This window comes from Saccharopolyspora erythraea (genome assembly GCF_018141105.1).
Lineage (GTDB): Bacteria > Actinomycetota > Actinomycetes > Mycobacteriales > Pseudonocardiaceae > Saccharopolyspora_D > Saccharopolyspora_D erythraea_A.
Genome location: NZ_CP054839.1, coordinates 5,530,454 through 5,553,448, shown reverse-complemented (window position 1 = coordinate 5,553,448; position 22,995 = coordinate 5,530,454). Strand labels below are relative to the sequence as shown.

Sequence of the window (22,995 nt, the reverse complement as noted above, 5' to 3'; positions counted from 1 at the left end):
CGTCAGCCCTGCGGCGTGAGGACCTGCTGGATGAGCGCTCCATAGCGGACGACCAGCTCCCGGGGATCGGCGGCGAGCCGCTCGTCGCCGACCACCCACAGCGCGTGCAGCAGCCCGCCGACCACTGCCGCGGCGAGCCGGGCGCGGGTGTCGGCGTCGGGACCGGACAGGCGGTCGCGCAACGGCTGGACGAACGCGGTCTCGTGGCCCTCCCTGAGCCGCTGCGCGATCCGCGGCTCGTTGCTGCCGCGGACCAGCGCCAGGTAGACACCGCGGATGTCCTCGTCGGCCGACAGCAGCGCCTCGACGAACCGTTCGCCGAGCGACTCCAGCGGCACGTCCAGCAGCGGGTCGACGCTCAGGTGCACCACCTCCAGGAACAGCAGTTCCTTGGTGCCGAAGTGCCGGATCACCAGCGCCGGGTTGACCTGCGCCAGCGCCGCGATGTCGCGGACCGAGGTCCGTGCGAAGCCGCGCTCGCGGAACAGCCGCGAGGCGGCCGAGTGGATCTCGTCCCGCGTCGACCTGCCGGAGTTCCGCCTGACCATGCACCGATCGTATTCGCAGGCGGGGAGGGCCGGCCGGGCCCGTCAGGGGTGTGTGCGGCTGCCGGCCGCGGCGATCGCACCGTCCGCAGTGGACTGATCACCGGCGGGGATCAGTGCGGCCACCGCCGCGGCGGCCAGCGCCGCGCCCGCGCCGACGGCGATGACCACGCGGAACCCGGTCAGCGACGGCACGGGTGCCGGGCCGAACGGGACTGTCAGCTGCGACAGCACCACCCCGGCCACCGCGCTGGACACCGAGGTGCCGATGGAGCGCATGAGGGTGTTGAGGCTGTTGGCGGCGGCGGTCTCCGAGACCGGCACGGCGGACATGATCAGCGCGGGCATCGCGCCGTAGGCCAGGCCGATGCCGGCGCCGATCACCACCGACACCAGCACGAGCTGCCAGATCTGGCTCATCAGCACCAGGTTGAGCCCGTACCCGGCGGCGACCACGAGGGTGCCCGCGACGAGCGTCGTCCGCGGCCCGCTGGTCCGGGTGATGCGGGCCGACACCGGCGCCATCGCCATCATCACCAGCCCGGACGGGGCCAGCACCAGGCCGACGACCACCATCGGCTGGCCGAGGCCGTGACCGGTGCCCGCGGGCAGCTGGAGCAGCTGCGGCATGACCAGCGACATCGCGAACATCGAGAAGCCGAACACGGCCGAGGCGAGGTTGGTCAGCGCGACCGGCCTGCGCGCCGTGGTCCGCAGGTCCACCAGCGGCTCGCGCGTGCGCAGCTCCCACCGGCCCCACGCCGGCAGCAGAACCAGCACGGCGGCGACGAGACCGATCGTGAGACCGCTCGTCCATCCCCACTCCGTGCCCTTGGAGACCGCGAGCAGCAGGCACACCAGCACGGTCGACAGGCCGACCGCGCCGACGAGGTCGAACCGGCCGCCGGAGCGGACCGGCGACTCCGGCACCAGCCTCGCCACCAGCGCGGCGGCGGCCGCGCCGAGCCCGGCGGCGACCCAGAACAGCACGTGCCAGTCGGCGCTCTCGGCCAGCAGCGTCGCCGCGGGCAGGCCCAGCGCGCCTCCCACGCCGAGCGACGCGCTCATCAGCGCGGTCGCCGAGCCGAGGCGTTCGACCGGCAGCTCGTCGCGCATGATGCTGATGCCCAGCGGGATCACCCCGGCGGCCAGCCCCTGCAGCACGCGTGCCGCCACCAGCGGCGCCAGGCTCGTGCTCAGCGCGCCGAGCACCGACCCGGCGACCATCAGGGCGAGGCTGGCCAGCAGCATGCGGCGCTTGCCGTACATGTCGCCGAGCCGGCCCACCGTCGGCGTGGCGACGGCGGCGGCCAGCAGCGTGGCGGTGATGGCCCACGCGGTGTTCGCGGGTGTGGAGCCCAGCAGTTCCGGCAGGCGGGGGACGAGCGGGATGACGACCGTCTGCATCAGCGAGACGGTCACCCCGGAGAACGCGAGTGCGGTGACGACCGCGTTCGGCCTTCGGGCCGCGGCCGGTGCCGTCCCGGCGGACGAGGGGGCAGCGTGCGCGGTGGACGAGGGTGGCGGGGTGGGCGGCACTGGGCGGGCCTCCGAGGTGTCGTCGCATCAAGTTAAATCAGTCGCTTGACTTAGCGTATCGGGTCCGACTTGACTGGCGGAGCAGCGCACCCGAACGAGGAGGAACCCAGGTGGGGCACAACGACACGAGCGCACCGCTGAGCTATCCGATCCCGAACCCGACCGCCCTGGAACCGCCCGCCGAATGGGAGGAGCTGCGGCGGGAATGCCCGGTGGCGGCCGTGCGGCTGCCCAGCGGCGACCGCGCCGCGCTCGTCACGCGCTACGACGACGTCAAGCAGGTGCTGTCCGACCCGCGGTTCACCCGCCAGCTCTCCGCGCCCGACGCGGCACGTCTCACCGACAGCGAGTCGGGCGGGGTCTTCAACAACGACATGGCGAAGCGGATCCCGGACTCCGGCGAGGAGCACCAGCGCTGGCGCCAGCGGGTCGGGCGGTGGTTCACCGCCAAGCGCATGACCGCGCTGCGGCCGGGCATGACCGAGATGGCCGAACGGCTCGTCGACGACATGGTCGCCTCCGGCGCACCCGCCGACCTCAAAGCCGCGGTGGGCTTCCCGCTGCCGGTGTGGGTCATCTGCGACCTGCTCGGCGTGCCCGACTCCGAGCGTGACAGGTTCTCCTACTGGTCGGACACCCTGCTCAACCTGACCCGCTACCCGGAGGAGGAGATCGCCGCGGCGCAGAAGGCGTTCGTGGCCTACATGGGCGAGCACGTCGCGGCGAGGCACGCGGCCGCGGGCGACGACCTGCTCAGCACCCTGATCGCCGACGGCGGGATGTCCGACGCCGAGCTCGTCGCGACCGGACAGGCCCTGCTGGTCGCGGGACACGAGACCACCGCCAACATGATCGGCAAGATGGCCGGGATGCTGCTGGCCGACCGCACCCGCTGGGAGCGGCTGCTCGCCGACCCGTCGCTCGTGCGCACGGCGGTGGAGGAGGTGCTGCGCTTCGACGCCAACCCCGGTCTCGGCATTCCGCGCTACATCACCGAGGACGCCGAGGTCGGCGGCGAGGCCGTCCCGCGCGGCACGACCGTCATGTGCAGCATGGGCGCCGCCAACCGCGACGGGACGGCGTTCGACGGTGCCGGCGAGATGGACCTCGGTCGCCGCCCCAACCCGCACCTGGCCTTCGGTGCGGGCGCGCACTCCTGCCTCGGCCAGGCGCTGGCCCGCACCGAGCTGCAGGTCGTGCTCGAGGTGCTGCTGCGCAAGCTGCCCGGCCTGCGGCTGGCGGTCGCACCGGAGGACCTGGCCCGCGTGGAGGGGCTCGTCGTCGGAGGTCTGAGCAGCGTGCCCGTGCGGTGGTGATCGCGATGGCCGGCGTCGACCGGGACCTGCGCGCGCAACGGTCCGGTGCGACCCGCCTGCAGATCCTTAGTGCCGCGGAGCGGCTGTTCGCCGAGCACGGCCTGTACGCGGTCTCCAACCGGCGGATCAGCGTGGCCGCCGGGCAGGGCAACAACGCCGCTGTCGGTTACCACTTCGGCACCAAGGCCGATCTGGTGCGGGCGATCGTGCGTGGGCACGGCGAGCGGATCGAACGGCTGCGCGCGGCGATGGTCGCCGCGGTGACGGGCTCGCAGGACGTGCGGGACTGGGTGGCGTGCCTGGTGCGCTCGCACACGGCGCACCTGGACTCGCTGGGCGTGCACTCCTGGTTCGCGCGGTTCGCGGCGCAGGTCGCGACCGACCCGGTGTTCGGCGCGATCGTGTCAGAGGAGGTGATGGCCGCGCCGTCCCTGGAGGAGGCCATCGCCGGTTTCGACCGCTGCTCCCCGGATCTGCCGCGGGACGTCCGCGCCGAGCGCGAGGCCATGGTCCGCACGCTGATGGTGCACGTGTGCGCCGAGCGGGAACGTGCTCTCGCCGAGGGCACGGGCACTCCGAGGGCCACCTGGGACGAGGTCGCGGCGGGGCTCGTCGACGCCATCACCGGCCTGTGGACGGCGCCGGTCACCCGCCGCTGAGGACTCGCTAGAATTTAAGTCAGTCGATTGACTCAGGCGTCTGGAGTTGGTTTGCTGCGCGCGGGGGACGTGTCCGGAACCCGAAGGCTCGTCTTCCTGCGCCGGCGCCTGTCCGGCAACAACACGAAAAGGAGTGCTGGAACGTGAAGATCACCGTTGACGAAGAGAAGTGCTGCGGCGCCGGCTCCTGCGTCCTGGCCGCGCCCGAGGTCTTCGACCAGCGCGACGAGGACGGTGTCGTGGTCCTGCTCGACGCCGAGCCCGCCGAGGGTCTGCACGCGGCCGTCCGCGAGGCCGCCGACGTGTGCCCGGCCGCGGCGATCGCGCTGAGCGAGCAGGCGTGAGCACACCCGCGGGCGTGCTCGTCGTCGGTGCCTCCGCGGCGGGCCTGGCCACCGCGGAGGCGTTGCGCCGCAAGGGATACCGCGGAGCGCTGACCGTGCTCGGCGACGAGCCGCACGTGCCCTACGACCGTCCTCCGCTGTCCAAGCAGGTCCTGGCGGGGCAGTGGGAACCAGAGCGCGCGCACGTGCGTTCCGGTGACGCGCTGGAGCGGCTGGATGCGCGGTTGCTGCTCGGTGACGCGGCCGTGTCGCTGGACGTGGCGGCGCGCACCGTGCGCAGCGCTTCCGGGCGGGATCTGACCGCCGACGCCGTCGTCGTGGCGACCGGTGTACGACCGCGCGTGCTGCCCGGCCAGGCCGGGCTGCGAGGGGTGCACGTGCTGCGCTCGCTGGACGACGCGCTCGCGTTGCGGGTCCGCCTGCTCGGCGCCCGTCGTCTGGTGGTGGCGGGCGACGGTGTTCTCGGTGCGGAGGTCGCCGCCACCGCGCGCGGTCTCGGCGTGGAGGTCGTGCTGGCCGGGCCGCAGTCCGCGCCCATGGAGGCCCAGCTCGGGCCGCTGGCGTCCGGGCTGCTGGCCGAACTGCACGGGGAGCACGGCGTGGACGTGCGCCCGGGCGTCGCGGTGGAGGGCCTCGCCAGCGCGGACGGCCGGGTGACCGGTGTGCGGCTGACGACCGGTGACGTGCTGGACGCGGACGTGGTCGTGGTCGCGCTCGGCGCGGTGCCCAACACCGATTGGCTGGAGAACAGCGGGCTGATGCTGGAGAACGGCGTGGTGTGCGACTCCCGGTGCAGCGCCGCCGACGGGATCTACGCGGTAGGCGATGTGGCGCGCTGGCAGCACCACGGTCTCGGCGGCCTGGTGCGGCTGGAGAACCGCACCAACGCAACCGAACAGGCCGCCGCCGTCGCGGCCAACATCCTCGGCGCCGACCTCCCCTATGCGCCCGTTCCCCACTTCTGGACCGACCAGTTCGCCGCCAGGGTCCAGGTCCACGGCGTGCTCCCCGCCGACGCGCAGGTGGACGTGGTGGAGGGCGACATTGCCTCGCGGCGCTTCGCCGCCGTCTACGAGCGGGACGGCCGGGCCGTGGGCGTGCTCGGCTGGAACATGCCCAAGCAGGCGCGCCTGCTGCGCCAGCGCCACCTCGTGGAACCGCGCGCCGCGGCGGTGGACTCCTGAACCGCATTCCCCGCCCCAGGAAGGAAAACCGATGACGAGCACGTTGGACGAGAGCACGCCCGAGTATCCGATGTCGCGGGCCCAGGGCTGCCCATTCGACCCGCCGCCCGCACTGCGCGACCTCCAGCGGGAGACGCCGATGGCGCGCGTGCGGTTGTGGGACGGCAGCATGCCGTGGCTGGTAACCCGCTACGCCGACCAGCGCGCGGTGCTCAGGGACAGCCGCGTCAGCGCCGACATGAACCACCCCACCTACCCGCGCCAGGCGCCGGGCGGCGGCACGCTGAGCTTCATCGGCATGGACGATCCCGAGCACGCCCGGCTGCGGCGGATGGTCGGCTCCGCCTTCGCGGTGAAGAACGTCGAGCGGATGCGGCCCTGGGTGCAGCGGATCGTCGACGAGGCGGTGGACGAGCTGCTGGCCGGGCCCAGGCCCGCGGACCTGGTCGAGGAGTTCGCGCTGCCGGTGCCGTCCATGGTGATCTGCGAGCTGCTCGACGTGCCCTACGCCGACCACGCCTTCTTCCAGTCCAACAGCAAGACCATGATCAACCGCAACTCCACACCGGAGCAGCGGTCGCAGGCCTCCGGCGGGCTGGCCGAGTACCTGAGCCGCCTCTTGGCGTCCAAAATGGACGATCGCGGCGACGACCTGCTTTCCCGGCTCTGCGGCAGGATCGAAGCGGGTGAGCTGACGTCGCGGCAGGCCACCGAGATGGCGGTGCTGCTGCTGATCGCCGGGCACGAGACCACCGCCAACATGATCGCGCTCAGCACGCTACTGCTCCTGCGCCACCCCGACCAGCTCGCCCTGCTGCGGGAGTCCGACGATCCGGCGGTGGCCCGTCGGGCAGTGGAGGAGATGCTGCGCTACCTCAACATCACCCACGGCGGGCGCCGCCGCGTCGCGCTGGAGGACCTGGAGGTCGCCGGCCAGCGGGTGCGGGAAGGTGAGGGGCTGGTGTTGCCCAACGAGATCGCCAACCGCGACCCCGACGCGTTCCCCGACCCCGACCGGCTCGACATCACCCGCGAGGCGCGCCACCACGTCGCGTTCGGCTTCGGCGTGCACCAGTGCCTCGGCCAGCCCCTCGCCCGGCTTGAGCTGGAGATCGTCTACCGCACCCTGTACCGCAGGGCACCCGGGCTCGCGCTGGCGGCCGGCGTCGAGGACATCCCGTTCAAGCACGACGGGTTCGTCTACGGCGTCTACGAACTTCCGGTCACCTGGTAGCGCGGTTCCCCTCTCGGCGCGGCAGGCGGGGTGGACGCGTGGTCAGGTCGCCGGTGGTGCGACCTCGGGGACGGTGCTGAGCGCGCGCCGAAGTTCGGCCGCGTCGTGAGCGCGGCCGAGTTCGTCCAGCACTTTGACGAACTCCCCACCGGCCGAGCGCACGCCGAAGGCGAACATGGCCAGCGCGTGCCCGTCGCGGTGGTAGGTGGTGATCACTTCGTTGATCGCGCTCAGCCCGCTGTCGATCTCGCTCTTCGTCCCGGCGCACAGTCCCGCGAAGGACAGCAGGGCCACCGCGAAGCGGTGCTCGTAGGTGCCCGGGTTGCCCTGGCTCAGGCGCCGGTACACCTCGACCTGTTCGCGCGTGGCGGCCAGGGCCTCGGCGTGCCGCCCCGTCGCGTACAGGCACCAGCTGTGGACGAGCAGCGCTTCGGCGAGGCGCGGCTCGTAGGCGGCGGGGATGTCCCGGGCCAGCCGCCGCTGGATGCCGACCGCTTCGCCGCTCGCGTCCAGCGACTCCGACCGGCCCGCGTTCAGCAGGCACATCCCCAGGCACCGCAGCGCCTCGGCGAGCTCCGGCTCGTGGGCGGCCGGGTTGATCCCGGCCAGCCGCCGGTACACCGCGACCGCTTCCTGCGCGGTGGCCGTCGCCTCGGCGGGCCGTTTGGAGTTGGACAGCCGGAGGCTGAGCGTGGACAGCAGCTCGGCGAAGCTGGGCTCGCGGGTGGCGGGATCGGCCTGGGCGTGCCGCCGCATGATCGCCACGCCCTCCTCGGTCAGTGCCAGCGCCTCGGGCAGCCGGCCCTGGTCGAACAGGCCGGTTCCGCAGCCCACCAGGAAGATCGCGAGGTCGGGTTCGTATGCGGCCGGGTCGGCGGCGGCCAGCCGCCGGTACGTCTGGACGGCCTCCTGCGCCGCCGCGGAGGCATCGCCGGGGCGTCCCATGCTCGCCAGGTCGCCACCCAGGGAGTACAGCGCGGCACCGAATTCGTCGTCGTAGACGGTGGGGAAGTCCTGGACGAGACGGCGCATGATGGTGACGGCTTCCTCGCTCGCCGCGAGCGCTTCGTCCTTGCGGCCCAGCGCCGACAGGCGTCGCCCGAGACTCCGCAACGCACCCGCGAGCATGCGTTCCGCGCCGGCCCCCAACTGGGTGGCCTTCTCCTCGGCCCCCAGCCGAGCCAGCTTCTCCTCGGCCGTCAGGCCGGACGCCGCTGCTGCTCTGGCGAAGGCGGGATCGCTCGCGGCGCGCTTCAGACGCTCCATCGTGCGCGCACGGGTGCCGGCCGCTTCCTCCACGAGCCGCCGCGCTGCCGCCACGGCTTGCTCGGCTGCTTGGAGCGCCTGCGGCTCCCGGCCGGCGTAGTGCAGCCGGAGACCGACGTCGTGGTGGATCGCCACCTGCGTGGACCAGCCGGAGCCGTGCGTCAGGCGGTGTGGTGCGAGGCGGACGGTGACGGCGGCGATGCCCGCGTCGAGGTCGACGCGGCGGTCTTCCGGGAAGTGCGACGCGATGGATTCCAGCAGATCGGGGTCGATGTCCGGTAACCCGGCCAGGGAGGTCAGCGCGGCACCGCCCGCGGCGACGGCGAGTTCGGGGGAGGCGTGCAGCAGCGGGTAGAGGTGGTCCGGGCCGACGTGGGGCCAGCGTTCCGCGGCGGCGGCGAGGAAGGTGACGGTGCGGGGCGTCCAGGAAGGCGTCGAACGGTCGCCGTTCGCGGCGAGCAGGGTGGAGGTGGTTGGTGCGGCCCAGGACTGGGTGGGGTAGTCGGCGGTGTGCCCGGGCAGGGTGAGGGCGATGAAGTCCTCGGCGAGCCGGTCGGGATACAGCGGTTCCAGCACCGAGGTTCCGGTGGGGTCCGCGGGCGGGTAGCACAGGCTGTGGTCGGTGAGGACGCGCTCGGGTTCCAGTGGCACGTGCAGTGATCCCAGGACCGTGGTGGCGGGGGATCGGGCCAGCGGACCGGTCAGTGCCGCGGTGAACACGGTCCGGTTCATCACCGCGGGCGGAGTCAGGTAGCCGCGGTCGGTGTCGCCGGTGTCGTGCTCGCCGCTGGTGTGCAGGCGTGCCCAGTGCAGGTGTTCGCGGTCCAGCAGGTAGATGGTCAGGTTCGCCATGTCGGCGGGTGGGCGGCGGCCGGTGGCGTGGGCGTCGACGGCGACCAGCGCGGCGATGTGCAGCGCGAGGGTCAGCCCGAAGTCGGGGCCGTCGAGCCGGGCCGGTGGCCGGACATCGGTGGCGGAACCCAGGGCGTAGCGGGTGGCGAAGCTGTCGCGTGCCGCGGTGAACATCTCGGTGCGCTGGCCGGTGTCGTCGGGCAGGGCGGCCAGGTGCTGGGAGGAGGTGCCGGCCTGGTGGTTGGCCAGCGCCGCGCGCACGGCGGGCCAGGCGTCCGCGCCGCGGGCGAGCATCAGCACCCGCGCCGGGACCGCGCTCTGGTGCAGGAGGGCGTTGCTGAGCAGCCAGGTCAGGTGGCTCAGCGGCCACCGGTCGGCGTAGTCGATGATCAGCAGCAGGCCGCGTTTTCCGGTCAGACGCAGGTCCTGGCTGCCAGGTGGCGGCAGGACGCTGCCCGGTCCGTGCGTCGCGGTGACGACCTTCCAGCCCGCGGCGAGCGACTCCTCGGCGAACCGGGCGGCCAGCCGGGTCTTGCCCTGGCCGCCGGGTGCGTGCAGCCACCGCGCGGCCAGTCGCGGTCCGGTGTCGCGCCACTGGCGCAGCAGGGCCAGCTCGTCCTGGCGGCCGGTGAAGTCCACGACCGCGTAGCGGGCGTTGAGCATCCGGCTCGGCAGCTCGGCCAGCCAATCCGGGTCGGGCGGCTGCGACCGCCGGTACTCCTCCAGCACGTAGACCGGTCCCCGGTCGGCGAACACGTGCAGGTCGGCCCCGATCACCCCGTAGCCGAAGCCGCCCTCGACGCGCACTTCCTGGTGCACCTGCGAGGGCCCGTCGCCCGCGGTGGTCATCGGGTGCTTTCCCCGCGCCGACCGGGTTCCGGTGGCGCGTCGTGGAGGTGGACGTCGCCGTGGGCGACCTGGAACAGCCGGCCGCCGTCCGAGGCCGTGCCGATCTGCACGGTGCCCCCGGGCTGTGGACTCTCGGGCTGTGGCTCGCGGGACTCCCGCGAGCGGGCCTGCCTGGCGCCCTGGCGCAGTTGCAGCGCCGCCAGCACCAGCGACCCCGCCGACACCAAAAGCGCCGCACCGCCGATGAACATGCTGGTCACGCTGGCCAGACTGTCCTGATCGGACAACGGCCTGCGGGAGTAGGACACGATCTCCCCGCCGAGCCACACCGCGACGCCCGCGACGGCCAGTGCGGACACCGCGCCGAACACCGCCCACGGCCACCGCCGCCGCGCCCTGCCGTCACCGACCACGAACCCCTCCGGATGACGAAGCCGATCAGCCAAAGAAGGCTTTCAGTCTGCCAGCTCCCGGCCCTGCGCAGGTCGGGTTTCGTCGATCTCGGCGGGCGCGGCCGATCACGCGGCCGATCATGTGGTCGGTACGGGCAGGTGGCCCTTGCGCAGCAGCGGGAGCAGCTCGCGGACGGGTAGGGCGTGGGAGAACAGCCAGCCCTGGTAGCCGTTCACCCCGATGCCGCGCAGCACGTGGAACTGGGTCGCGGTTTCCACGCCTTCGGCGACGCATCGGCGGCGCATGGCGTGGGCGATGTCGGCGACCGCCTTGGCGACCGCCAGGTCCGCCGGGTCGGTGACGACTCCGGAGACGAACCGGCGGTCGAGCTTGATCGTGTGCGCCGGGAGGTCCTTCAGGCGGGCCAGCGATGAGTAGCCGGTGCCGAAGTCGTCCACGGAGAACCGGACCCCGTAGCGGGTGAGCTCGTCCATGGCCTGCCGGGAGCGGTCCGGCAGGTCCACCAGCGCGGTCTCGACCAGCTCGAGGATCACCCGGCCCGGGTCGATGCCGCTGGCGTTGATCGCGTCCCGGACGGTGTCGACGAATCCGGGGTCGCCGGGAACCAGCGCCGAGAGGTTGACCGCGATCCACACCGGCTCGCCGCGCGCGGGTGGCCAGGTCGCGGCTTCGCGCAGGCAGGTCCGCAGCACCCAATGGTCGAGGTCGCGCAGCATGCCGCCCTGCTCGGCGATCGGCATGAACGCGCCGGGCCTCAGCATCCCGCGCTCGGGGTGCGGCCACCGCAGCAGTGCTTCGACCGTGACGATGGTGCCGTCGTCGGAGACCACGGGCTGGTAGTGCATCTCCAGCTCGTCGTCCTGCAGGGCCTTGCGCAGCTCTCCTTCCAGGTGCACCTGCTGGTTCGCGGCGTCCCGCAGCGCGGGCCCGGCCAGCGAGAGCCTGCCGGGCCCCTGCCGCTTCGCCTCGCTCAGCGCCGCGTCGGCGAAGCGCAGGAGGTCGCCGCCGGTGGTGAGCGGGTCGTGGCGCATCGCGGCGCCGATCGACGCCGACACGTTGATCAGCTGCCCGTGCACGGGAACCGCGGTGCTCAGCAGTCCGGACATGGTCCTGGCCAGGCTCTCCACGCCGCCCGCGGCGTCGATGTCGGAGCAGACGACCAGGAAGTCGTCACCGGAGAGGCGGGCGGGCGTGCATTCGCGCGGCAGCCGGCTTTCGAGCCTCCGGGCGAGCGCGACCAGCAGCTCGTCCCCGGCGTCGTGGCCGAGGGAGTTGTTGATGCGCTTGAAGTTGTCGATGTCGCAGAGGAACACGGCCACCCGGTCCGCGCCCGGCGAGGCGAGCAGGTCGCCCAGCGCCGCCTTCACCGCGGCATGGTTGGGCAGGCCGGTCAGCTCGTCGTGGGTCGCCTGGTGCCGCAGCATCTCCGCGGTCCGGTACGGCTCGGTGACGTCCTGGAAGACCACCAGCCAGAACCGGGTTCCGTCATCCTGCACCGACTCCGTGCTGTGCAGTTCGCAGTACACCGGGTAGCCGTCGCGGCGGCGCAGCCATCGCCGTGGTGCCGGGGCGATCCCGGTTCCCCGTGCCGCGTCGGGCAGGGACCAGCGGTTCTCCTCGCCGGGCTCGCTGATGGCCTGGGTGGTCATGCCGCGCATCTGCTCGGGCGAGTGGCCGAGGAGCCCGCACAGTGCGGGGTTGGCGTGCACGAGCCGCTCCTCCTGGTCGAACAGGCCGACGCCGACCGGGGCGAGCTCGCACAGGTCGATGAACCGCCGCAGCCGCGACTGCGCGGCGTGCTCCTCGGTGACGTCCTGCACGGTGCCGAGCAGCCGCGGTCTGCCCGCGATGTCGTGCCTTTCGGCGCCATGCATCCGCCACACGCGGACCGACCCGTCCAGGCGGACGTAGCGGTGCTCGAACTCGACCGGCTGCCGGTCCCTGCGCAGCCCCTGCCAGATCCGGTGCACCTGCTCTCGTTCATCGGCCGGAACCCGTTGCAGGTACCCGTGATAGGTCGTGATCTCCGCGCGGCTCCTGCCGGTGAGCTCGTAGAGCAGGTCCGAGAACCTGGTCTGCCCGGAGCCCGGGTCCCACTCCCAGGTGCCCAGCCGGGCGAGCTGCTGGGCGTCGACCACCCGCTGCTGCTCGTCGCGCAGCTTCCACTCCAGCGTCCGCTGCTCGGTGACGTCCTGGACCGTGCCCAGCAGGCGGGTGAGCCGGCCGTCGGGACCGTGCTCGGCGCGCACGTTGCAGAGGTAGATGTGCGCGCCGCTCTGGTCGCGGATCTCGATGCTCTGCGTCCGGCCGCCCGGGTCGGCCACGACCTCGGCGTAGCACTTCTCCGCGGCGGTCCGGTCGTCCGGGTGCAGCGCGGCGAGCAGGTGGTGCAGGTCGTCGACGACGATCTCGTCCTGCCCTCGTGCGAACCACTCCATGAGCAGCGGGCTGCCGTATCCGACACCGCGGGCGACGTCGTAGGCGAAGCTGCCCATCCGCGCCATGCGCTCGGCCTCGACCAGCCAGGCCAGCTTGTCGGCGTGGCTGAGCATGCCGGGGCGGCCGCTGCCGGGCAGCGCCCGCCGGATGCGCCTGCCCCGGTGCTCCCGCTCCGTCATGGCTACCCCTCGTGGTCGAACCGCACTGCTTCAGCGCCAGACGACCACCGCGAACCGACGAGCATCGGTCGCGGTTTGATCACACTGTGTAACAGTAGTAGCTGCCCGGAGGTCTCGCCAGAACGACGCCTGCGAATCGCATCCACAAGGCGAGGACCGGGCAGCGGATGCGCCTGCGTCCCCGGTCGGCCAGGTCGTTCTGGTGGTCCAGGGTGGCGGCGCGGTACTCCTCGCGCACCGATTGCCCTGTACCGCATCCAGTCCTCCAGAGCCGCTCGACCCACCTGCGATCGTTCGTCGCGGTTCCGGCGCTACGCCGTGAGTGGCGCCGGGGGAGCCGGGGAGCAGCGGGCGGGCAGGGCCCGGGTCAGGCGGTCGACATGGCGGCGGCGATCTCGGCCGCCGCCCGCTGCGCGCGCTCGCCGAGCTCGGGGAACCGGGGCCGCGGCACGCGGTCCTGCGGGCCCCAGATGCTGACGATGGCGAACGGGCGCCGGTGGTCGTCGAGCACCGGCGCGGCGACCCCGTAGAGGTGCGGTTCGAGCTCGCCCACGCTGACGGCGTAGCCGTTCGCGCGGACCTCGGCCAGCTCGGCCCGCAGCGCGGTCCGGTCGGTGCGGGTGGTCCCGGTGTACTCCGGCAGCGGCTGCGCGAGCATCGCCTCGACCTCCTCCTCCGGCAGCCAGGCCAGCAGGGCCTTGCCCGCCGAGGTCGCGTGGATCGGGACCTGCCTGCCCAGCCACCGTGCGCTGAGCACCACGGGCGGGATCACCTCGTCCACATAGGTCAGTCCGAGTCGTTGCGGCACCGCGAGGTTCGCGGTCTCGCCGGTCTGCCCGCACAACCGCTCCAGGACGCCGTGGGAACGCCGCACCAGGCCCTCGACGCCCGCGGAGGTGGCCATCCTGGCGATGGCGAAGCCGATCGAGTAGCGGTTGGTCGCCGGGTCGCGTTCGACCATCGAGTGGTGTTCGAGGGTCGCCAGCAGCCGCCACGCGGTGGCCCGGTTGAGCCCGCACTCCACCGCCAGCTCCGCCGCCGAGCGGCCTTCCGGCGCGCCCGCCGAGATGGCGTTGAGCAGCGCCGCGGCCCGGTCCAGCGACTGCACGCGGCCGGTCGGCGCGCGGGACGGGTCCTGGTCGTTCCGGGTTTCGGCCGCGTTGGTGCGCATGGGAGCCAGCCTAGTCCGCCCGACTGAGCCTCCTTGACGCGACGCGATTGCCGAGCCTACGGTCACCGTCGCGCAATGCGAACAATCAACGCACATTGTGAGACACATATGGACCGAGTGGTCACTCCATACGAAGGCAGCGGGCACCGCCAGTGGGACCCCGACGCCGAGATCCCCGCGCCGCTGCGGCTGCACCGCACACCGGTGAGCCCGCGGTGGGTCGACTACAACGGCCACCTGAGCGAGTCCTGCTACCTGCTGGTCTTCGGCGACAACGCCGACGCGTTCTTCCGCTACGTCGGAATCGACGAGCGGTACCGGGCCGCGGGCCGGTCGCTGTACACGGTGCAGACCCACCTGCACAACCGCCGCGAGGTCACCGAAGGCGAGCCGCTGGCGCTGACCCTGCGGGTGCTCGACCACGACGCGAAGCGGGTCCACGTCTTCCACGAGATGCACCACGAGGGCACCGGCGTCCTGCTGGCGACGGCCGAGCAGATGCTCGTGCACGTCGACACGCACCGGGGCCGTGCCTGCGAGATGCCCGAGGACCTGCGGGAACGCCTGACCGCCGTGCACCGCGCGCACGCCGTTCTCCCCGTGCCCGAGGTCGTGGGCCGCCCGATGGGGATCAAGCGAGAGGAGTGATCGTGGACTTCGAACTCACCGACGAGCACCGCCTGATCGTCGACACCGTCCGCAGGTTCGTGGCCACCGAGCTCGACCCGTACGAAGACGAGGTGGAGCGGCTCGACGAGGTGCCGCCCGGGCTCGCCGAGCAGATCCGCGACCGCGCGCTGGCGGCAGGCCTGTACGCGGCGAACATGCCCGAGGAGCTCGGCGGCGGCGGACTCGACGCCGTCGGCATGGCGTTGGTGGAGCGCGAGCTCGGCCGCGCCGGCTACGCGTTGCAGATGCTGGTCGCCCGGCCGAGCAACATCCTGCAGGCGTGCGAGGGCGAGCAGCGCGAGCGCTACCTGCTGCCCGCCATCCGCGGTGAACGCCACGACTGCCTTGCCATGACCGAGCCCGGCGCGGGATCGGACGTGCGGTCCATGACCACGCGCGCGGTCCGCGACGGTGACGACTACGTGCTCAACGGCACCAAGCACTTCATCAGCCACGCCGACGCCGCGGACTTCGTCATCCTGTTCGCCGCCACCGGAACCGAGCAGACGCCGCGCGGTGAGAAGAACCTGATCACCGCTTTCCTGGTCGACCTGGACACCCCCGGGCTCACCGTCCGGCGCGGCTCGGCCTGCGTGTCGCACCGCGGCTACCACCAGTGCGAGCTGTCCTTCGAGGACTGCCGGGTCCCCGCGGGCCAGCGGCTGGGCGAAGAGGGGCGCGGGTTCGAGCTGATGGGGCAGTGGCTGGGCGCCAGCAGGCTGAGTGTCGCGGCCACCAGCGTGGGCCGGGGCAGGCGGGTCCTGGAGCTGGCAACCGAGTGGGCGGCGCGGCGCGAGCAGTTCGGTCAGCCGGTCGGGCGCTTCCAGGGCGTCGGTTTCCAGCTCGCCGACATGGCCACCGAGCTCGACGCCGCGGAGCTGCTCACCCTGCGCGCGGCCTGGAAGCTCGACCAGGACGCGATGACCGACCGGGACGCCGCGATGGCCAAGCTGTTCGCCTCCGAGGCGCTCGGGCGCATCACCGACCGCGCGGTGCAGATCTTCGGCGGCATGGGCCTGATGGCGGAGCTGCCGGTCGAGCGGTTCTGGCGGGACGCCCGGGTCGAGCGGATCTGGGACGGTACCAGCGAGATCCAGCGCCACATCATCTCCCGGTCGATGCTGCGTCCGCTGGGAGCCTGAGCGTGGCCGCGCACGGGGACCTGCGCAGGCTGCTCGCACCCGAGCGCGTCGCCGTCGTCGGCGGCGAGGCCGCGGCCGAGGCGGTGCGGCAGTGCCGCCGGATCGGGTTCGGCGGTGAGATCTGGCCGGTGCACCCGCGGCGGACCGAGATCGCGGGACTCGACTGTCACCCGGACGTCGCGTCGCTGCCCGGCGTGCCCGACGCCGCGTTCGTCGCGGTGCCCGGCCAGGCGACGGTCCAGGTGGTGGCCGAGCTGGCCGCCCTCGGTTGCGGTGGCGCGGTCTGCCACGCCTCGGGGTTCGCCGAGCACGGGGGAGCGGCGTTGCAGCAGTCCCTCGTGGCGGCCGCGGGGACGATGCCGCTGATCGGGCCGAACTGCATCGGCACGCTGAACTACCTCGACGGCGTTGCGCTGTGGCCGGACCAGCACGGCGGCCTACGGGTGGACAGCGGCGTCGCGGTGATCACCCAGAGCGGCAACATCGGCCAGAACCTGACCATGCAGCGGCGTTCGCTGCCGCTGGCCCAGCTGGTCACCCTCGGAAACGCGGCCGTGACCGGGGTGGCCGACCTCGTCGCGGCGATGCTGGAGGACCCGCGGATCACCGCGATCGGCCTGCACCTGGAAGGCATCGACGACGCCCCGGGCCTGGCCGAGGTGGCGCTGGAAGCGCTGCGCAGGCGGGTTCCGGTCGTGGTGCTCAAGTCCGGCAGCTCCGAGCTGGGCGCGCGGGCCAACCTCAGCCACACGAGCTCGCTCGCGGGTCCGGACGTGCTCTGCGACGCGTTGTTCCGGCGGTGCGGCATGGCCAGGGTGCACGAGATCGGCGCGTTCGTGGAGACGCTGAAGTTCCTCCACGTCCACGGCGCCCTGGCGGGAACCCGCTTCGCCTCAGCCAGCTGCTCCGGGGGAGAGGCCGCGCTGGTGGCCGACCTGGCCGACGAGCGCGGACTGCCGCTGCCGGAGTTCCCGGAGGTGGTCGGCAGGCGGCTGCGGCGAGTCCTGGGCGACCGGGTCGCGGTGGCGAACCCGCTCGACTACCACACCTACGTCTGGGGGCGGCCGGAAGAGCTGACCGAGTGCTTCACGGCGTTCCTCGGCGCGGGCTTCGACACCCACCTGCTGATGCTCGACTTCCCGCGCGAGGACCGCTGCTCGGACGCGTCGTGGTCGATCACCGCGGACGCCTACGTCGAGGCACACCGCCGAACCGGGGCGTCCGCCTGCGTGGTGAGCTGGCTGCCCGAGGGCATGCCCGAGGCGGTGGGGGACCGGCTCCTCGGCGAGGGCATCGCCCCGATGCAGGGTGTTGCCGACTGCCTGGACGCGATCGGCGCCGCGGCGCGGATCGGCGCGGCCCAGGGCGCGGTGGAGCGGATTCTGCCGGTGCGGACGGTCTTTCCGGTGGAACCGGCCGGCTCCGACGGCGTGGTGCACCTGCTCGACGAGTGGTCGGGCAAGAGGGCGCTGGCCGAGCACGGGCTCCCGGTGCCCCCGGGGGTCGTGACCGGTGCCCGCGATGCCGCGGCCGCCGCGTCCGGGCTGGGGTTCCCGGTGGTGGTCAAGGCGTTGGGGATCGCGCACAAGAGCGACGTCGGTGGTGTCCGGGTCGGGCTGACCGACGAGCACCAGGTGCGGGAGGCGGTCGCGGGCATGGGCGGCGTCGCGGACCGCTTTCTGGTGGAGCGCATGGTCGGCGGCGCGGTCGCGGAGCTGATCGTCGGAGTGCGGCGCGATCCGCGCTTCGGGCTGGCGTTGACCCTCGGCGCCGGAGGTGTCCTGGTGGAGCTGGTCGGCGATGCGGTCACGCTGCTGCTGCCGGCCTCCCCCTCCGACGTCCGCGACGCGTTGCGCGGGCTGCGGATCTGGCCGCTGCTGGCTGGTTTCCGCGGTCCGGGCGCCGACGTGGACGCGGTCGTCGACGCGGTCGGCGCGATCGCCGACTACGCAAGCGCCGGCGACGACCTGGTCGAACTCGACGTGAACCCGCTGCTGGCCCTGCCGGAGGGCACCGCGGCGGTGGACGTGCTCATCCGGCGACGACGAGGAGGCAAAACATGACCGAGGCGGTGCGCACTGATGCCGACGGCGGCGTGCTGACCGTGACGCTGGACCGCCCGAAGGCCAACGCCATCGACGTGGCCACGAGCCGCGCGCTGCACGAGGCGTTCGTCCGGCTGCGCGACGACGACTCGTTGCGCGTGGCGGTGGTGACCGGGGCGGGCGAGCGCTTCTTCTCGGCGGGCTGGGACCTGAAGGCGGGCGAAGAGATCGACGCCGACCACGGGCCGGGCGGCTTCGCCGGACTGACCGAGTTCTTCGACCTGGACAAGCCCGTGATCGCGGCGGTCAACGGGCTGGCGCTGGGCGGTGGGTTCGAGCTCGCGCTGGCGGCCGACCTGGTGGTCGCCGCCGAGCACGCTGAGTTCGCGCTCACCGAGGTCACCCTCGGGATGGTCGCCGACTCGGGCGGCGTACTGCGGCTGCCCGAGCGCCTGCCGCGCGCGGTGGCGGCCGAAATGCTGCTGACCGGCAGGCGGATGACCGCCGCGGAGGGGCATCGGTGGGGTCTGGTCACCAGCGTCGTTCCCGCCTCGGAGCTGCCGGCCGAGGCCGCCGCGCTGGCGCACCGCATCCGTGCCGGTGCGCCGCTGGCCGTCGCGGCGGTCAAGGAGATCCTGCGCGAGACCGCGGCGCTCGACGTCGAGTCCGGGTACCGGCTGCTCCGCGGCGGCGGGTTGCCGAACTACCGCGCGATGCTCGCGTCGGAGGACGCCCGGGAGGGACCGCGCGCCTTCGCCGAGAAGCGGCCTCCACAGTGGACGGGTCGCTGATCGCGAGTGGACGGACGACCGATCGCCGGGCCGGGTCGTTGACCGCAGTGGACGCGTCGTTGACGGCCTGGGCCGCGCGGTGCGGGAAATCCCGTCAGGCGGCCTGGTTCGACGACCTGCGGGACAGCGCGCGCCGCTCGCGGTCGGTCATCCCACCGAAGACGCCGTGGTCCAAGCCGTTCTCCAGGGCGTAGTCCAGGCACTCGGAGCGCACCGGACAACGTGCGCACACGGCCTTGGCCGCCGAGGCCTGCCTGGCGCCCGGGCCCACCTCGGACACCGGGAAGAACAGCTCGGGGTCCTCGTCCAGGCAGGCGGCCTGGTCCCGCCAGTTCGTCGTGTCGCGTTCCATCCTCTTTGCCGCCTCCTCTCGCGGGACACACGCCGGACGTGGGTCCAGTACCGACATCACGTTTCACCTGAGCGCTGGGCACCGCGGGTGGTGCCGCTCCCGGTCGGCCCGCCCGCGGCCGGAACTCCAGCCGGGGCACGGGCGGCGCGGCGCGCTTCGCCGGGGGCTCAATCGTTCGAGGGGACAACGAGCCGACCTCGGGGCGATGTTCCTCGCGCGGCGTTGACCTACCTCACACGCCTGCTCGCGACGGCCGCGACCGCTTTGCGGAGTGCCGCGGGTCACAGCCGAACCGGCGATCCGCGCTCCTCGCCGTCTCGTGTTGCCGGTGTGACGGCGCCGACGGACAGTTCGGGCACACCGCCGCACGCGCCGAGGGAGTCGAGCATGCCGCAGATGACCGCAGACGAACGCCGGCGGTTCCTCATGGAGGGAACCCGCACGGCCAAGATCGCAACGGTGCGCGAGAACGGAGGTCCGCACGTCGTCCCGGTGTGGTTCGTGCTGGACGGCGACGACCTGGTGATCACCACCGGCAAGCACTCGGCCAAGGGGCGCGCCGTGCTGCGCGACGGCCGGGTCGCGCTCTGCGTCGACGACGAGACGCCGCCGTTCGCGTTCGTGGTGATCGAGGGGCGGGCCACGACGACGGAGGACCCGGACGAGGTGCTGCGCTGGTCGACCCGCAACGCCGCGAGGTACGTCGGTGCGGAGAAGGCCGATGAGTACGGCAGGTTGAACGCGGGCGAGGGCAGCATGGTGGTCCGGGTATCCCCGACGAAGATCATCGCGGAGAACAACATCACCGGCGGGTAGGGGTACACATCCGTTCCCCGCCAGGGCTCCGGGCGAGCCCGAGGTCCTGCCCTCGGTGGCGGGCCCGGGCCCGCGGTGGGACGGTGGCACGAAGTCGGTGGACCGGGCGCGGGGTCGCTGGACCGGGGCCCGGATTCGGCGGACGGGGGCCACACATGCATCTCGACCCCGAGCTGGCGGCGGCGCTGCCGGCGATACCGGATCTGCACATCCACGATCTCGCCGGGGCACGGGTCCGGATGGCGCAGCTCGCCGCGCGCGCCGAGGTGCCCGCGACCGAGGGGCTCGGCATCATCGACAAGTCGGTTCGCGCCGCTGACGGCGCCTCGGTGCCGATCCGGGTGTGCAGGCCGCTCGACGCCGCCGGGCCGCTGCCCGCTGTACTCCTGCTGCACGGTGGCGGATTCGTCATGGGGAGCCTGGAATCGACCACCCCGCAGTCGGTGGCCCTGTGCACCGGGCTGCCCGCGGTCGTCGTCGCGGTCGGCTACCGGCTGGCCCCCGAGCACCCGTATCCGGCCGCGCTGCGGGACAGCGAGGCGGCGCTGCGCTGGATCGCCGACGCCGAAGGGATCGACACCGCCCGGATCGGCGTGTACGGGATGAGCGCGGGCGGCGGGCTCGCCGCGGCGCTCGCGCTGCTGATGCGCGACCGGGGCGGCCCGCCGATCGGGTTCCAGCTCCTCGACGCCCCCGAGGTCGACGACCGGCTGGAGACGCCGTCGGCACGCACGTTCGACGACACCCCGCTGTGGAACCGCGCCGACGCGGAGCTGAGCTGGCGGCACTACCTCGCCGGCTGCGACGGGCAGGTACCCGCGTACGCGGCGCCCGCGCGCGCGGACGACCTCTCCGGACTGCCCCCGGCCTACGTGTCGGTGTACGAGAACGATCCGTTGCGCGACGAGGGGATCGCCTACGCGTCCGCGCTGCTGCGAGCCGGCGTGTCCGTCGAGCTGCACCTGTTCCCCGGCACGTTCCACCGGTCCGCGATCATCGCGGGTGCGCAGGTGTCGCGCCGCCAGGCCGCCGAAACCCACGTGGTCCTGCGCCGCGCCCTGTACCCGGAGGCATCCGGGCAGTAGGAGCCGAACGAGCGGTCAGTCGGCGGCAGCGGGGGCGCTCCCGGCGAACTGCATCGCCCGGTACGGCCAGTTCCGCTCCGTGTTCCACTGGCTGACCACCAGGTGCAGGTCCTCGATGGTGGAGCCGGGCACGATGTAGCCGCCGTAGAGCTGGGCGACGTGCCCGCACGCGTGGTCCTCGCGGTCCCACGCCGTCCCGTGCAGCACCGTGGCGCGCGCCGCTTCGTAGAGGTTCGACGTGGGCAGTGCCAGGTTCATCACGTCGATGCGGTAGTTGCCCGCGTCGAAGAACGACAGCAGCCACCGGCCGCCGACGGGGCGCAGGCAGAGCTCGCCGTACGCGCCGGTCAGGGCGATCGTGGGCGGGTGGCCCCACGCCCACGCGCCGTCCCGGAAGCCCCAGCCTTCCCACGCGCCCGGATCGGCCACCCGGTCGGCCGGGACGCGGTGCAGGATCAACCCCTGGTTGCGCTGGAAACCGGTCGAGAAGGCGTAGACGTAGCCGTCGTTCCCCGGCGCCCAGGTGAGCATCTGGAACAGCCCGCCGTGGTGGTCGCCGGGCCACGTCGCGCCGGTGTGCTGCCAGGTCTCGCCGTTGTCGGTCGAGCGGTGCACCTCGGTCCAGTGCACGTTGCCGATTCCATGGCACACCATCACGTGCAGGTACATCGTGTCGCCGATGGTGATGACGTCGGTGGGGATCACGGTGCTGACGTGCAGGCCGTTGATCACCGAGTCGTGGTGGTAGGGCAGCGCCTGTGCGGCGTAGGCACCGGCGCCGATCGATCCGGTCCACTCCACACCGGTGCGGGCTGTCGCCGGATCCCCGAAGAGCACGACCGGCGACCGCCAGCCGCGCCCGCCCACACCGGCCCGTTCGAAGGTGTCACCGAACACCGACACCAGCCGGCCGTCCGGCGCGACCGCCGTGACCCCGAGGTCGGTGCCGCCGACGCCGAAGTGGTCCGTGCGGCCCGGCCCGGTCAGGTCCTTCACCTTGCGCATCGCCGTCATTCCCGTTCCCGACTCGCGGTCTGCCGTGCGTCCCGGCACGGGCCCCGCCGTCGCGACCCGCGCCTGCGGCCGACTGTAGGTTCCTCGCGAGGCGGGGTTCGCACTCCGGTGGGACACGGGTGGTGACTGCACCGTTGCGGACAGTCGCCATCGGTGGGATCGCTGCGTTCGTGGCGGTCAGCGGCCTTTTCGGACCAGCGCGGTGATCCGCGCGCCCTCGTCGGCCGTGAGCGGTCCGCAGGTGTCCGGGCCCGCGGCGCCGAGCTCGATCGCGAGGGTGCGGCCGTGCAGGTCGAGCGCGGCCTCGGAAAGGGCGGTGAGGTCGGTGGTCGCGCTGCGCGCCTGCACCCACCCCGTGATGCCGATGCTCGCCGCGACCAGCAGCGCCGGCCACCACAGCGCGCCGAGAACCAGGTAGGGCCAGGCCCAGGTGCCGGTCGCGACCGCGGCCGCGAACGCGGCGTGCGCGGCGGTGATCTCGGCGCGGGTGTTGTCGGGCAGCACCAGCCACAGCCGCGGCCAGGCGAAGGCCAGGTCCAGCCCGTAGCGGTCCTGGGCGACCCGTTCGAGGGCGTGCATGCGGTCGCCCATCCACGTCGGCCTGCCCGGCTCGGCCAGGGCGAGGCGGTTGACGCGCTCGGCGGCCCGGTCGACCGAGAGCTGCTCGTCGGCGGTGCGGTACTCACGCGGGTGGGCGCGTTCCAGCTCCCGCCGCTGACGCACGTGGCGGTACCAGCGCGCCCGCCTGCGGCCCGCGCGCCAGCGGGCGACCGGCCGCAGCGGTGCGGGCCACCGGCCGAGCCAGACCAGCCGGGTCACGCCGGCCAGCGCCTGCACCGCGAGGCCGGCCCCGGCCGCGGACAGCAGGAACGCGAGGGCCAGCACCACCTGGGTGGCCGCAGGCTGGCCTGCGACCACGCCCCAGGCCGTCGCGACGGCTCGCCGCAACGCCAGCGGGTCCACTGCCTGCCGCTGCCCGAGCTGCACGCCGATCGCGGTGGCGGCGGCCAGCAGCGCGCCGGGAAGCAGCAGCAGGCTCGCCCACCGGTCGGCCAGCTTGGTCGCGAGCTGCTCGAAGAACTTGCCCATG

Annotated in this window: 20 protein-coding genes; 11 read left to right on the top strand and 9 right to left on the bottom strand. The window is 73.0% G+C overall.

Going from position 1 to position 22,995, the window contains the following annotated elements; genetic code table 11:
* Nucleotides 1–2 precede the first annotated feature (2 nt).
* Both HUO13_RS24805 and HUO13_RS24800 read right to left on the bottom strand, forming a co-directional pair.
* Nucleotides 3–548 carry a TetR family transcriptional regulator gene (locus HUO13_RS24805; protein WP_211897469.1) on the bottom strand — a complete coding sequence of 182 codons (546 nt, stop codon included), beginning with the start codon at nucleotides 546–548 and terminating at the stop codon, nucleotides 3–5.
* Nucleotides 549–590: 42 nt separating this feature from the next.
* Nucleotides 591–1,952: an MFS transporter gene (locus HUO13_RS24800; RefSeq protein ID WP_211897468.1), complete on the bottom strand. Its 1,362-nt coding sequence runs from the start codon at nucleotides 1,950–1,952 to the stop codon at nucleotides 591–593.
* A 242-nt stretch (nucleotides 1,953–2,194) separates the two neighbouring features.
* Here HUO13_RS24800 and HUO13_RS24795 point away from each other — a divergent pair, with 242 nt between their 5' ends.
* The 5 genes from HUO13_RS24795 to HUO13_RS24775 all read left to right on the top strand — a co-directional run bounded on the left by HUO13_RS24795 (nucleotide 2,195) and on the right by HUO13_RS24775 (nucleotide 6,821).
* Nucleotides 2,195–3,400 carry a cytochrome P450 gene (locus HUO13_RS24795; protein WP_211897467.1) on the top strand — a complete coding sequence of 402 codons (1,206 nt, stop codon included), beginning with the start codon at nucleotides 2,195–2,197 and terminating at the stop codon, nucleotides 3,398–3,400.
* 5 nt (nucleotides 3,401–3,405) lie between these two features.
* Nucleotides 3,406–4,059 (top strand): TetR/AcrR family transcriptional regulator, encoded by a 654-nt coding sequence (locus tag HUO13_RS24790; protein ID WP_211897466.1) that lies wholly within the window; start codon nucleotides 3,406–3,408, stop codon nucleotides 4,057–4,059.
* A 143-nt stretch (nucleotides 4,060–4,202) separates the two neighbouring features.
* Nucleotides 4,203–4,403, top strand: coding sequence for a ferredoxin (locus HUO13_RS24785; protein ID WP_211897465.1), 201 nt, complete (start codon nucleotides 4,203–4,205; stop codon nucleotides 4,401–4,403).
* Nucleotides 4,400–5,587, top strand: a complete 1,188-nt coding sequence (locus HUO13_RS24780; RefSeq protein WP_211897464.1) for an NAD(P)/FAD-dependent oxidoreductase — start codon at nucleotides 4,400–4,402, stop codon at nucleotides 5,585–5,587. Before HUO13_RS24785 ends, HUO13_RS24780 begins: the two co-directional genes overlap by 4 nt.
* A gap of 31 nt (nucleotides 5,588–5,618) precedes the next feature.
* Entirely contained in the window at nucleotides 5,619–6,821 is a 1,203-nt protein-coding gene (locus HUO13_RS24775) for a cytochrome P450 (protein ID WP_211897463.1), read from the top strand.
* 42 nt (nucleotides 6,822–6,863) lie between these two features.
* On the opposite strand, the gene HUO13_RS24770 is transcribed toward HUO13_RS24775, so the two are convergent.
* From HUO13_RS24770 to HUO13_RS24755, 4 genes are all read right to left on the bottom strand, one after another.
* The gene (locus HUO13_RS24770) at nucleotides 6,864–9,788 is read right to left on the bottom strand and encodes a tetratricopeptide repeat protein (RefSeq protein WP_211897462.1); all 2,925 of its coding nucleotides are present in this window, start codon (nucleotides 9,786–9,788) and stop codon (nucleotides 6,864–6,866) included.
* The gene (locus HUO13_RS24765) at nucleotides 9,785–10,201 is read right to left on the bottom strand and encodes a hypothetical protein (RefSeq protein ID WP_249124020.1); all 417 of its coding nucleotides are present in this window, start codon (nucleotides 10,199–10,201) and stop codon (nucleotides 9,785–9,787) included. Before HUO13_RS24765 ends, HUO13_RS24770 begins: the two co-directional genes overlap by 4 nt.
* A gap of 117 nt (nucleotides 10,202–10,318) precedes the next feature.
* Entirely contained in the window at nucleotides 10,319–12,820 is a 2,502-nt protein-coding gene (locus tag HUO13_RS24760; RefSeq protein ID WP_249124019.1) for a sensor domain-containing protein, read from the bottom strand.
* Between the two features lie 367 nt (nucleotides 12,821–13,187).
* The gene (locus tag HUO13_RS24755; protein ID WP_211897460.1) at nucleotides 13,188–13,991 is read right to left on the bottom strand and encodes an IclR family transcriptional regulator; all 804 of its coding nucleotides are present in this window, start codon (nucleotides 13,989–13,991) and stop codon (nucleotides 13,188–13,190) included.
* Nucleotides 13,992–14,099: 108 nt separating this feature from the next.
* Here HUO13_RS24755 and HUO13_RS24750 point away from each other — a divergent pair, with 108 nt between their 5' ends.
* The 4 genes from HUO13_RS24750 to HUO13_RS24735 are packed head-to-tail and all read left to right on the top strand — an operon-like array spanning nucleotide 14,100 to nucleotide 18,638.
* Nucleotides 14,100–14,639 carry a thioesterase family protein gene (locus tag HUO13_RS24750; protein ID WP_211897459.1) on the top strand — a complete coding sequence of 180 codons (540 nt, stop codon included), beginning with the start codon at nucleotides 14,100–14,102 and terminating at the stop codon, nucleotides 14,637–14,639.
* A gap of 2 nt (nucleotides 14,640–14,641) precedes the next feature.
* A complete protein-coding gene (locus tag HUO13_RS24745) occupies nucleotides 14,642–15,802 on the top strand; it encodes an acyl-CoA dehydrogenase family protein (RefSeq protein WP_249124018.1) in 1,161 nt (386 codons plus the stop codon).
* A gap of 2 nt (nucleotides 15,803–15,804) precedes the next feature.
* A complete protein-coding gene (locus tag HUO13_RS24740; RefSeq protein WP_211897457.1) occupies nucleotides 15,805–17,865 on the top strand; it encodes an acetate--CoA ligase family protein in 2,061 nt (686 codons plus the stop codon).
* Nucleotides 17,862–18,638, top strand: coding sequence for an enoyl-CoA hydratase-related protein (locus HUO13_RS24735; RefSeq protein ID WP_211897456.1), 777 nt, complete (start codon nucleotides 17,862–17,864; stop codon nucleotides 18,636–18,638). Before HUO13_RS24740 ends, HUO13_RS24735 begins: the two co-directional genes overlap by 4 nt.
* Nucleotides 18,639–18,732: 94 nt before the next feature.
* Here the strand turns inward: HUO13_RS24735 and HUO13_RS24730 are convergent, their stop codons facing one another.
* Nucleotides 18,733–18,990, bottom strand: a complete 258-nt coding sequence (locus HUO13_RS24730; RefSeq protein WP_211897455.1) for a WhiB family transcriptional regulator — start codon at nucleotides 18,988–18,990, stop codon at nucleotides 18,733–18,735.
* A 396-nt stretch (nucleotides 18,991–19,386) separates the two neighbouring features.
* Here HUO13_RS24730 and HUO13_RS24725 point away from each other — a divergent pair, with 396 nt between their 5' ends.
* Nucleotides 19,387–19,806: a PPOX class F420-dependent oxidoreductase gene (locus tag HUO13_RS24725; protein ID WP_349253336.1), complete on the top strand. Its 420-nt coding sequence runs from the start codon at nucleotides 19,387–19,389 to the stop codon at nucleotides 19,804–19,806.
* Between the two features lie 155 nt (nucleotides 19,807–19,961).
* Nucleotides 19,962–20,891 carry an alpha/beta hydrolase gene (locus HUO13_RS24720; protein WP_211897453.1) on the top strand — a complete coding sequence of 310 codons (930 nt, stop codon included), beginning with the start codon at nucleotides 19,962–19,964 and terminating at the stop codon, nucleotides 20,889–20,891.
* Between the two features lie 15 nt (nucleotides 20,892–20,906).
* Here the strand turns inward: HUO13_RS24720 and HUO13_RS24715 are convergent, their stop codons facing one another.
* Both HUO13_RS24715 and HUO13_RS24710 read right to left on the bottom strand, forming a co-directional pair.
* Nucleotides 20,907–21,896, bottom strand: coding sequence for a DUF4185 domain-containing protein (locus HUO13_RS24715; RefSeq protein WP_249124017.1), 990 nt, complete (start codon nucleotides 21,894–21,896; stop codon nucleotides 20,907–20,909).
* 186 nt (nucleotides 21,897–22,082) lie between these two features.
* Nucleotides 22,083–22,994 (bottom strand): hypothetical protein, encoded by a 912-nt coding sequence (locus HUO13_RS24710; protein ID WP_211897451.1) that lies wholly within the window; start codon nucleotides 22,992–22,994, stop codon nucleotides 22,083–22,085.
* Nucleotide 22,995: the final 1 nt, after the last annotated feature.